This window comes from Achromobacter sp. (assembly GCF_036567245.1).
Lineage (GTDB): Bacteria > Pseudomonadota > Gammaproteobacteria > Burkholderiales > Burkholderiaceae_B > Achromobacter.
This window is the reverse complement of the sequence record NZ_DATCUY010000428.1, coordinates 1-10505: the sequence shown is the minus strand read 5'-3', so window position 1 is coordinate 10505 and position 10505 is coordinate 1. Positions and strand designations below refer to the sequence as shown.

12 protein-coding genes are annotated in these 10505 nt (G+C 64.6%); 7 read left to right on the top strand and 5 right to left on the bottom strand.

All coding sequences use genetic code 11. The features are described 5' to 3' along the window. Nucleotides 1–64 precede the first annotated feature (64 nt). A complete protein-coding gene (locus VIR09_RS18375; RefSeq protein WP_332014163.1) occupies nt 65–778 on the bottom strand; it encodes a metallophosphoesterase in 714 nt (237 codons plus the stop codon). Between the two features lie 174 nt (nt 779–952). Here VIR09_RS18375 and VIR09_RS18370 point away from each other — a divergent pair, with 174 nt between their 5' ends. Together VIR09_RS18370 and VIR09_RS18365 are read left to right on the top strand one after the other, a co-directional pair. Beyond that, on the top strand, nt 953–2128 hold the full coding sequence (locus VIR09_RS18370) for a PepSY-associated TM helix domain-containing protein (RefSeq protein ID WP_332014162.1): 1176 nt from the start codon (nt 953–955) through the stop codon (nt 2126–2128). Then, a complete protein-coding gene (locus VIR09_RS18365; RefSeq protein ID WP_332014161.1) occupies nt 2125–2310 on the top strand; it encodes a hypothetical protein in 186 nt (61 codons plus the stop codon). The genes VIR09_RS18370 and VIR09_RS18365 overlap by 4 nt, the downstream gene beginning before the upstream one ends. Nucleotides 2311–2326: 16 nt before the next feature. On the opposite strand, the gene VIR09_RS18360 is transcribed toward VIR09_RS18365, so the two are convergent. Then, the gene (locus VIR09_RS18360) at nt 2327–3154 is read right to left on the bottom strand and encodes an aldo/keto reductase (protein WP_332014160.1); all 828 of its coding nucleotides are present in this window, start codon (nt 3152–3154) and stop codon (nt 2327–2329) included. Nucleotides 3155–3496: 342 nt separating this feature from the next. On the opposite strand from VIR09_RS18360, the gene VIR09_RS18355 reads away from it, so the two are divergent. Next, entirely contained in the window at nt 3497–5302 is a 1806-nt protein-coding gene (locus tag VIR09_RS18355) for an ABC transporter ATP-binding protein/permease (protein ID WP_332014159.1), read from the top strand. Between the two features lie 52 nt (nt 5303–5354). After that, nucleotides 5355–5747: a Rieske (2Fe-2S) protein gene (locus VIR09_RS18350; protein ID WP_332014158.1), complete on the top strand. Its 393-nt coding sequence runs from the start codon at nt 5355–5357 to the stop codon at nt 5745–5747. On the opposite strand, the gene VIR09_RS18345 is transcribed toward VIR09_RS18350, so the two are convergent. Together VIR09_RS18345 and VIR09_RS18340 are read right to left on the bottom strand one after the other, a co-directional pair. After that, nucleotides 5744–6679, bottom strand: coding sequence for a nickel/cobalt efflux transporter (locus tag VIR09_RS18345; RefSeq protein ID WP_332014157.1), 936 nt, complete (start codon nt 6677–6679; stop codon nt 5744–5746). The genes VIR09_RS18350 and VIR09_RS18345 overlap by 4 nt on opposite strands. Before the next feature lie 11 nt (nt 6680–6690). After that, nucleotides 6691–6969, bottom strand: a complete 279-nt coding sequence (locus tag VIR09_RS18340; RefSeq protein ID WP_332014156.1) for a metal-sensing transcriptional repressor — start codon at nt 6967–6969, stop codon at nt 6691–6693. A 129-nt stretch (nt 6970–7098) separates the two neighbouring features. Here VIR09_RS18340 and VIR09_RS18335 point away from each other — a divergent pair, with 129 nt between their 5' ends. Genes VIR09_RS18335 through VIR09_RS18325 form a run of 3 tightly spaced genes read left to right on the top strand, consistent with a single transcriptional unit; the run spans nt 7099 to nt 9775 of the window. Further along, nucleotides 7099–8064: a chromate resistance protein ChrB domain-containing protein gene (locus tag VIR09_RS18335; RefSeq protein WP_332014155.1), complete on the top strand. Its 966-nt coding sequence runs from the start codon at nt 7099–7101 to the stop codon at nt 8062–8064. A 25-nt stretch (nt 8065–8089) separates the two neighbouring features. Further along, entirely contained in the window at nt 8090–9289 is a 1200-nt protein-coding gene (locus tag VIR09_RS18330; protein WP_332014154.1) for a chromate transporter, read from the top strand. A gap of 21 nt (nt 9290–9310) precedes the next feature. After that, nucleotides 9311–9775 carry a chromate resistance protein ChrB domain-containing protein gene (locus VIR09_RS18325; RefSeq protein WP_332014153.1) on the top strand — a complete coding sequence of 155 codons (465 nt, stop codon included), beginning with the start codon at nt 9311–9313 and terminating at the stop codon, nt 9773–9775. A gap of 170 nt (nt 9776–9945) precedes the next feature. On the opposite strand, the gene VIR09_RS18320 is transcribed toward VIR09_RS18325, so the two are convergent. Next, the coding region (locus tag VIR09_RS18320; protein ID WP_332014152.1) for a bile acid:sodium symporter at nt 9946–10505 on the bottom strand (560 nt) is incomplete at its 5' end.

The following is a 10505-nucleotide window of genomic DNA, read 5'->3' as shown; positions in this document are numbered from 1 at the left end:
CGGACCGGTGGCCGCCCGGCCGCTGTGAGCGTTCCCGGCGCCAGCCGCCGGGAATTCAAGCCTGCTATTCCTGCTCCGCGAGTTCGGTCACGACCTCGCGCGGCCAGGCCCGCAGGGATTCCAGGTCCAGGAAGGTGAAATAGCCGGACTTCCAGCCCTCGGTGTCGATGTGATAGACGTTGCCCAATAGCAGCGGCGCCGGCACCGGCGTATGCCCCGCCACCACCGCCCGCACGCCGCGGATGCCGGTGCGGTCCATCTGCCGCAGGCGGTCGCGCGACCACTGACAGGCGGCGCTGGTGCGCCGATAGCGGTCTTGCAAGGCGGATTCCAGCCGCGGCCAGAACAGCACCGGGCAATCGGCATGCAGCAGCCCCACCGCGCCGTCCAGGGTTTCGACCTCGATGGCGATGGGCAATTGCGCGAAGGCCTCGGCGAATACCTGCTGCCGATCCGATGGCAGGTCCAGGAACCAGCCGCCGCCGTAGCCGCGCCAGTTGTCCACATCCACCTGCCCGGTGCGCACGTGGCGGATCGCGTAATCCTCGTGATTGCCCTGGACCGCGTGGAACCAGGGCCGGGCCAGCCACTCCAGCGCGGCCTCGCTTTCCGGGCCGCGGTCTACCAGGTCGCCGACGGAAAACAGGCGGTCCCGGGTGGGATCGAAGCCCAGCTGGTCCAGGCTTTGCTGCAGGCGGGAAAAATGCCCATGCAGGTCGCCCACCGCGAAATCGCGGCCTAGCTCGTTGCGCGGGACTTTGAGAAAACGCTGCTCCATGATGATCCGGGGCTACCACTGGGTTGATGCTTGATCCCTCTTTTTAACCCGCTTTCAAGCCCACCCGGCTGCTCCCCCTTGCCAGGCCATGGTCAAAATTTGGTTACGAGAATCGATATTATTCGCGATAATATCCAGCTTTCTCCAACCCGCGCCTGCAAGGGCCCGCCCCCCATGACCGCCGCGTCCACCATCAAAACCTGGTACCTGGTCCATAAGTGGACCAGCCTGGTCTGCACGATCTTCCTGCTCATCATCTGTCTTACCGGTTTGCCTCTGGTGTTCCACCACGAGATCGAACACTGGCTCGACGATGGCAAGCCGCTGTCCGACGTGCCGGCCTCGACCCCTCGCGCCAACCTGGACCAGTTGGTCGACGGCGCCCGCGCCATGTATCCGGGCGAAGTCGTCGACTACCTGTTCTTCGATCCCGACGAGCCGCAAGTCTATGTGGGCATGGCAAAAACGCCCGGCGATGGCCAGGTGTCCGGCCACGCCGTGCGCATGGACGCGCGCACCGGCGACGTGCTGCTGGACGGCCCGCTCTACACGCAGGACAAGTTTTCCTTCATGGGCATCATGCTGGCCCTGCACGTGGACCTGTTCGCGGGGCTGCCCGGCGAGCTGTTCCTGGGCTTCATGGGGCTGCTGTTCTGCGTGGCCATCGTGTCCGGCGTGGTGCTCTACGGCCCCTTCATGAAGAAGCTGGAATTCGGCACCGTGCGCGCCACCCGCTCGACCCGCCTGAAGTGGCTGGACCTGCACAATCTGCTGGGCATCGTGACGCTGGTCTGGGCCTTCGTGGTGGGCATCACGGGCGTGATCAATGAACTATCCACGCCGCTGTTCCGCCTGTGGCAATCGACCGAACTGGTGCGCATCCTGGAACCCTACAAGGGCCAGACCGTACCCACCGAACTGGCCTCGGCCCACGCCGCCGCCGATACGGCCCGCAAGGCCCTGCCCGGCAACGAAGTGTCCTTCATCGCCTTTCCCGGCAACGCCTTCGGCAGTCCCCACCACTACATCACCTGGATGCGCGGCGACACGCCGCTCACTTCCAAACTGAACACGCCCGTGCTGGTGGACGGCAAGACCGGCGAACTGACCACCGTGGCCAAGATGCCCTGGTACCTGACCGCGCTGGAAGTCTCGCGCCCGCTGCACTTCGGCGACTATGGCGGCCTGCCCTTGAAAATCATCTGGGCGCTGCTGGACGTCATCACGATCGTGGTCCTGGTCAGCGGCCTCTATCTCTGGCTGGCTCGCCGCCGCGCCACCGAGGCGCGCATCGCCGAACTCGTACGCAAGCACCAGGCCGCCGCCATCCCGAAAAGGACTCCCGCATGAGCAAGACTGCCCGTGGTTTCATGTTTGTCTGGGGCACCCCGATCCTGCTGGGCGTGCTCAGCGTGTTCGGCTTGCTGGCCGCGCTGCTGGGCACGGGGGGCTGGCACTGGGCGTCCTGGACCGCCCTGGCCATCCTGCTGGCGGTGATCGCGCGCTATTGGGTGTTTCCGCTGAAGCCCTAGCGCGCGCGCAACACGGCTACTTGCCAAACACTTCCGGGTCCGGCCCCAGGCGCCCGCCTTCCTTGATGCCGTCGATGGCGGCCATATCCGCCGCCGACAGCTCGAAGTCGAAGACGTCGATGTTCTCGCGAATGCGGGCCGGCGTCACCGACTTCGGAATCACGATCAGATCGTTCTGCAGGTGCCAGCGCAGCGTCACCTGGGCGGGCGATTTGCCGTGTTTCTTCGCCAGTTCCAGGATGACCTTGTCCTTGGCCACGCCGCCCTGGGCCAGGGGGCTCCATGACTCCGTCGCGATGCCATGCCTGGCGTGGAAGTCCCGCAGCGCGCGCTGGGTGAAGCCAGGGTGCAGCTCGACCTGGTTCACCGCGGGCGTCACGCCGGAGACGTCGATCAGCCGTTCCAGGTTGGCCTGGGTGAAATTGGACACGCCGATCGAACGCGCGCGGCCGTCTTCCTTCATTTCGACCATGGCCTTCCAGGCATCAACGAACTTCGTGCTGCCGGCCACGGGCCAATGGATCAGGTACAGGTCCACGTAGGCCAGGCCCAGCTTTTCCAGGCTCTCGTCCATGGCTTTGTGGGCCTCGTCGTAGCCGTGCCTGTCGTTCCAGAGCTTGGTCGTGACGTACAGATCCTTGCGCGCCACGCCGGCCGCGCGCAGGCCCTCGCCCACGCCGGCCTCGTTGCCATAGATGGCCGCGGTGTCCACCGAGCGGTAGCCGGCCGCCAGCGCCTCTTTCACGCTTGCGGCCGCCTGATCGTTCGGCACCTGCCAGACGCCCAGGCCCAGCTGGGGAATCTTGCTGCCGTCGTTCAATTTCACTGCGGGTACTTTCGCCATAAGACCCTCCGTAGCTTGCGACGCGACGTCCGCGCGGCGAATATGCGCCGGGTCGCGCAACCAAGGGGCAGCCAGGCTTCATCCTTGGTTGAGACAGTAAAGAACGGGCCCGCCAGGCTGCGCCCGAGTCACCATGCCGGATTGAAAACCCCCGGGAGAGGTCTACACATCCCAGGGGCCGTGAGGCCGATAATACCCCCACAGCCGCCAATTCCTTGAATGCCCCCCGCCAAAGCAGCTATTTCCGCCCCTGGCGCGGCCCCGCGGCAGAAATACCGCCCGTAGCCGATAATGCGCTTCCGACGGCCCGCCGGCCCATGCATAACCCTCCCGGCCCTGACCATGAACGCTCCTGACACGCGGCCCGAGCGCCGCGGCGGTTTCTCCACCCTGCGCACCCTCTTTCCCTATCTCTGGCCGCCTGGCGAAACCGGCCTGAAAACGCGCGTGGTCGCGGCCCTGCTATGCCTGTTCGCGGCCAAGGCGGCCACGGTCTATGTCCCCCTGCTGTACAAGCAGGCCATCGACGAATTGGGCAAGGGCGCGCCGGGCGCCGTCACGGTGCCGCTAGGCCTGATCCTGGCCTACGGCACCGCCCGGGTGCTGTCGCTGCTGTTCTCGGAGCTGCGCGACGCCATCTTCGCCCGGGTCGGGCAGCACGCCATCCGCGCCGTCGGCCTGCAGGTCTTTCGCCACCTGCACGCGTTGTCGCTGCGCTTTCACCTGACGCGCCAGACCGGCGGCCTGAACCGCGCCATCGAACGCGGCACCAAGGGCATCCAGACCCTGCTGTCGTTCCTGCTCTTCAGCATCCTGCCGACCTTCTTCGAAATCGGGCTGGTCTGTATCGTGCTGTGGAAGATGTTCGACATCTGGCTGGCGCTGGCCACCGGCGCCACCGTCACGCTGTACATGGCGTACACGCTGCTGGTCACGGAATGGCGCGCCAAGTTCCGGCGCCAGATGAACGAAACCGACTCCGAAGCCAACACCAAGGCCATCGAAAGCCTGCTGAACTACGAGACGGTCAAGTACTTCGGCAACGAAGAGCACGAAGCCCGCCGCTACGACGCCTCGCTGACCCGCTACGAGCGCGCCGCCGTGCGCAGCCAGGTCAGCCTGTCCGTCCTCAACGTCGGCCAGGCCGCCATCATCTCGGTGGGCCTGACCCTGGTCATGTGGATGGCCGCCACCGGCATCGCCGACGGCCGCTACACGCTGGGCGATTTCGTCCTGGTCAACACCTACCTGCTGCAGCTGTACCAGCCGCTGAGCTTCTTCGGCTTCGTTTACCGCGAGATCAAGCAGGCCATCATCGACATGGAGCGCATGTTCGAACTGCTGGGACAGGACCGCGAAGTGGCCGACCGGCCCGATGCCCAGCCCTTGCGCGTGGCGGGCGGCGAGGTGGAATTCCGCGACGTGCATTTCGGCTACGACACGCGCCGGCCCATTTTGAAGGGTGTCAGCTTCACCATCCCGGCCGGCAGGACCGTGGCCGTGGTCGGCACCTCAGGCGCCGGAAAATCGACCATCGCGCGCCTGCTGTTCCGCTTCTACGACGCCGACGGCGGCGCCATCCTCATCGACGGCCAGGACGTGCGCGAGGTGACGCAGGCCAGCCTGCGGGCCGCGATCGGCGTCGTGCCGCAGGACACCGTGCTGTTCAACGACACCATCCTCTACAACATCGGCTACGGCCGCCCCGGCTCCACCGAGGGCGAGATCCAGGCGGCGGCGCGCCTGGCCCATATCCACGACTTGATCATGGCCATGCCGGACGGCTACCAGACCATGGTGGGCGAACGCGGACTGAAGCTGTCCGGCGGCGAAAAGCAGCGCGTGGCGATCGCCCGCACCATCCTCAAGAATCCGGCCATCTTCCTGTTCGACGAGGCCACCAGCGCGCTGGACACCCACACCGAACGTGAAATCCAGGCCAATCTGCGCGAAGTCAGCCAGGGCCGCAGCACCCTCATCATCGCCCACCGCCTGTCCACCGTGGCGGACGCCGACGAGATCATCGTGCTGGGCGAGGGTCGCATCATCGAACGCGGCCGCCATCCGCAACTGCTGGCGCACGGCGGCGTCTACGCTGGCATGTGGGCGCGCCAGCAGGAAAGCGCCCAGGCCGGCGCGCCGGATTGACAAGCCCGGCCCCCTGTCCGAACATCGCACCCTTTTGCATTCCAGGCTACCCATGCAGGATCCGAACCCCGCCCCCGCCGTCCGCGTCTGTGCCTCCTCCGATCTCGCCAACGGCGGCCTGGGCGTGAAAATCCCCGTGTCCGATGCGGCGGGCCGGACCACCGCCTTCTTCGTACGCTACCAGGACCGCGTGCACGGTTATCTGAACCGCTGCGCCCACGTGGGCGTGGAACTGGATTGGGAAGGCAGTTTCTTCACCCGCGCCGGCGACCTGATCATGTGCGCGCGCCACGGCGCCACCTACCAGCCGGACACCGGCCTGTGCGTGGGCGGGCCCTGTAAAAATGGCCGCTTGACCGTGCTGGCGGTCGAGGAACGCGACGGCGCGGTCTATTGGCAGCCGGCCGGCAAGATCCGACCGCTGGAAGACGCGACCGACGACTAGCCCCGGATGCCCAGCCATCCATTCATCCCCACATAGACGCCCACGGCGATGATCAGCAGGCTGGAGAGATACGGAGCCCGCTGAGCGACCGCGCTAAACCACGGAGCCCGCTTGTTGACTTGGCGTACGCTTAGCGCCGCCACGGCGCCGACCGTCACCAGCGTAATGGCCAGTCCGATCGAGAAACACAGCACCAGCGCCGCTCCGAGCGTGAATTCTTTCAATTGCAGACACAGCAGCAGCACCGTAATTGCCGCAGGGCAAGGAATAAGCCCGCCGGTCAGGCCAAACAGGGCAATTTGCCAGTTGGTTACGTTCCGGTTGGTGAAGCGCCGCCGGATGTCATTGGCGTGCGCAAGCTGGTGGGGGTCCTGATGCCCTACGCCCGCGACGTCCAGTCCTCGCTGCTCTTCATGCCGTTGGTCATGCTGGTGTTGCTCTGGCTCCGTGAACGCGACGTCATGGCGGTGGGCATGCCCGTGGCCATTGCGATGGTCGTGGTGATGATGGTCGTGGTGATGATGGTCGTGGTGATGATGCACGTGGTGATGATGCACGTGGTGGTGATGGTCGTGGCCTGCGCCATGCTGATCGCGCCAGGTCCGCCAGAACATCCATGCAGCGATCAGCACGATGATCACTCCGGACGCCAGCTGGAAATATGGTTCCAGTTCCTCCGCAGCGACTCCGCGCCAGAGATACATGCCGCCCAACCCGATACCCCACACAATCAAGGTGTGCGAAATGGTCGCGGTGATTCCAAGCAGTACAGCCTGCCACACACTCCCCCTGATCGCGACGATGAACGCCGCCATCATCGTCTTGGAGTGGCCGGGCTCCAGCCCGTGTAGAGCGCCCAGCAGGATCGCGCTGGGAATAAACAGCCAGGCATGCGAAGCACCCTGGGCAATCAGATCGGAAAACGACAGCATGGATGGCGTTCTTAAAGGTACTTGGTGATTTCTTTGAATTCGTCTATCACGCGTTGTCTGTCCTGGTCCAGCTCGCCCACCGCATCCTGCAGGCAATGGTCGATATGGTCTTGAATGAGGATCTTCTTGGCCTGGGAAATGGCGCGCTCGACCGCATGCAGCTGCTGGGCCAATTCAAGGCAGGGACGATGTTCTTCCATCATTGTCAGGATGCTGCGCAAATGGCCTTCAGCTCGCTTGAGGCGCTTGGCGACGGCATCGTGATGATGATGAGGATCGGGTTTGTTCATGGAGTCATCATATCCCCCCGGGGGGGATATGATTAAGGAAACCATGTCGTCGGTCGGGGAAAGGGATATCAGTCTGTAGCGATATCTACATGATTGCAGAGATAGCGATGCTTTCATATTCTGCTCCCCATGGACACGCCACTTGCCTCTTCTTGGCTGCTGCTTATCGTCAGCCTGCCCACCGACGGCGCCACGGCGCGCATGCGCATCTGGCGCAAGCTCAAGACGTTGGGGTGCGCAGCCTTGCGCGACGGAGCCTATCTGCTACCGGCGCACGCCGAGCAAGCGCTCCAACTGGCCGATCTGGCCGCCGAAACGAGCGAAGAAGGCGGTCAGGCTTGGCTGCTGCGGGTGCAGGCCCAGGACAACGACGAGTCCGCCTCGTTCCGGGCCCTGTTCGACCGTTCGGCCGACTATGACGCCTGGCTGGCGGAACTGGCCCAGGCGCGCCAGACGCTCGCTGAGTTGAAGGCGACGGAGCTCAACCGCCTGTTGCGCCGCTACGAACGTAGCTACCAGGCGTTGCGCCGCATAGATTTCTTCCCGGCTGAAACGTCGCTCCGCGCGCAAGCGCAGCAACGCGATTTCGCCAATGCCATCGAATCCCTGCTGTCGCCCGGCGAACCCCACGCATCGGTGGGCGGCATAGCCCGCCGCGATCCCATGAACCATCGGGGACGCGTCTGGGCGACCCGACGCCATATCTGGGTTGATCGCGTTGCCTGTGCGTGGCTGATCCAGCGCTTCATTGACCCGTCCGCGCGCTTTCTATGGCTGGATACCCCGGCCGACTGCCCGGCCGACGCCCTGGGATTCGATTTCGACGGCGCCACTTTCACGCACGTCGGCGATCGGGTGTCGTTCGAGGTCCTGCTTGCCAGTTTCGGCCTGGAGGAGAATCGCGGCCTCGCGCTGTTGGGAACGCTGGTACATGCGCTCGACGTGGGCGGTGCCGCGGTGCCGGAAGCCGCAGGCTTTGAAGCCATCCTGGCCGGCGCTCGCAAACGCCTGCCCGACGACGATGCCTTGCTGCTCGAAGCCGGCACCGTACTGGATTCCCTGTACGCCCATTTCTCCGGTGGGCGTAAGACCTGACTGGCCTCGGTTCAAGAGCGCAACCATGAATCCGTCCCAAGAATCTGCCCGCGCCAGTGCGGCAACGCTTGCCGCCCAACCCGCCTATACCCTCTGGCAACTGATCCGGTATTTCATCCGACTGGGGACCCTGGGCTTTGGCGGGCCGGTTGCCTTGGCCGGTTACATGCGCCGCGATCTGGTGGAGGGCAGAGGCTGGATCACCGACGGCGACTACAAGGAAGGTTTGGCGCTCGCCCAGCTCGCGCCAGGTCCTCTGGCCGCGCAGCTCGCCATTTACCTCGGCTACGTGCATTACCGCATTCTGGGCGCCACGCTGGTGGGGATCGCCTTCGTCCTGCCGTCGTTCTTCATGGTCGTTGCCCTGGGGTGGGCATATCTGCGTTTTGGCGGCCTGGCCTGGATGCAAGCCGTGTTCTACGGCGTGAGCGCTGCGGTGATCGGCATCATTGCCATCAGCGGCTACAAGCTCACTACCAGGAGCGTGGGCAAGGACAAGCTGTTGTGGGCCATCTACCTGGCGCTGGCCGTCGTCACTGTCATCACCGAATCCGAAACAGCCTGGCTGTTTCTGGCGGCCGGTCTGCTGGTCTGGTTTTGGCGCGCGCCGCCCAGGTGGGTAAAGTCCGGTCATCTGTCGGCGGTGGCCGCGGTATCCGTGCCAGCGGGGGCTACGCTGAGCACGCTGGACTGGCCGTTGCTCTGGCAGATCGGGTTGTTCTTCGCCAAGGCGGGAGCTTTCGTGTTCGGCTCCGGGCTGGCCATCGTGCCGTTTCTCTACGGCAGCGTGGTTACCGACTTCCACTGGCTCAATGACAAGCAGTTCGTCCATGCAGTGGCGGTAGCCATGATCACGCCGGGACCCGTTGTCATCACGGTCGGCTTCATCGGCTACCTGGTCGCGGGCTTGCCCGGAGCCTGTGTGGCGGCCTTGGCTACCTTTCTGCCTTGTTATCTGTTCACCATCATCCCGGCGCCCTACTTCAAGAAGTACGGAAAACTGCCCGGCATTCTCGCCTTCGTCGATGGCGTGACGGCCGCTGCGATCGGCGCCATCGTAGGCGCAGTCATCGTTATCGCCCGGCGCACGATCGTCGATGTGCCGACATTGCTGTTGGCAGTGGCTGCAGTGCTGTTGCTGCTGTGCTTCAAAAAACTGTCTGAGCCGATGATTGTTGCTGGCGCGGCGATGATCGGCCTGGCGGTTTATCCGCTGCTGCACTAAGTGCTTTTCCAGGAGTTCATCATGCAATGGATCACTCGTGAACGGCCCAAGATCGACCGCATCGCCTGCCCATGGCTAATCGCCCGATTCATCGACGAAACGCCAGAATTTCTCTACGTGCCCGCGGGGGATGTTCTACGCCTCGCCAAGGAAACCGCCGCCATTCCCTACGACATTCCTGGCGTGGAACTTTCGCACGTTGGAGAGCTGTGCAGCTTTGACGCTTTCCTCGATAAGTATGGGCTGGCGGACAACCCGGCGCTGCAGCAAATGGCCACCATCGTTCGCGGCGCCGACACCTCGCGCCTGGACCTGACCCCGCAGTCAGGCGGACTGTACGCACTGTCGCTGGGCCTGTCGCACTTGTACGCCAACGACCACGTCATGCTTGGCCATGGCATGGTCATGTACGACGCTCTTTATGCCTGGTGCCAGTCGTGCCAAGGCGAAACGCACCGCTGGCCACCAGTCATGCCGATGGCATAAGGGACGATCCCGGCTGAATCACTGCATCTTTGCGGAGACCCTCATGCAAGGCATATCCGTTCCAGGTATCTGCTGGGCGGAATAGCGGCCTGGCGCTCGGTCCGGCAGAGTGTGGAACCCATCACGGAGTAGCTTTTGAAGCAGCACGCCTCGGCCGGACTTTCTCGCGCTCAAGCTTGCGCCGCCACCGCTTCGGCCGGGGCCTGCCGTTCCGCGTAGCGGCGCGCCAGCACCGCGCAGACCATCAGCTGCATCTGGTGGAAGATCATCAGCGGCAGCACCACCACCCCCATCTGCGAAGTGCCGAACAGCACCGTGGCCAGTGGAATCCCCGATGCCAGCGACTTCTTCGAGCCGCAGAAGACCAGCGTGATCTCGTTTTCCTTCGACAGCCCCAGCTTGCGGCTGCCCCAGGTCGTAAGCAGCAGCACCGTGCCCAGCAGCAAGGCGTTCACCAGCACCATGGAAGCCAGGTCTATCGCCGGGAACGCGTGCCAGATGCCCTGCGCCACCGCCTCGCTGAACGCGGTGTAGACGGCCAGCAGGATGGAGCTGCGGTCCACTTTGGACAGCGTGCGGTTGTTGCGCTGGGCCCAGGCGCCGATCCAGGGGCGCAGCAGGCTGCCCACCGCGAACGGCAGCAGCAGCTGCAACAGGATGCGGCCGGCGTCGGCCAGCCCGTGCCCGCCGCCCTGGCGGTGCAGCAGCACCGCCACCAGCAGCGGCGTCA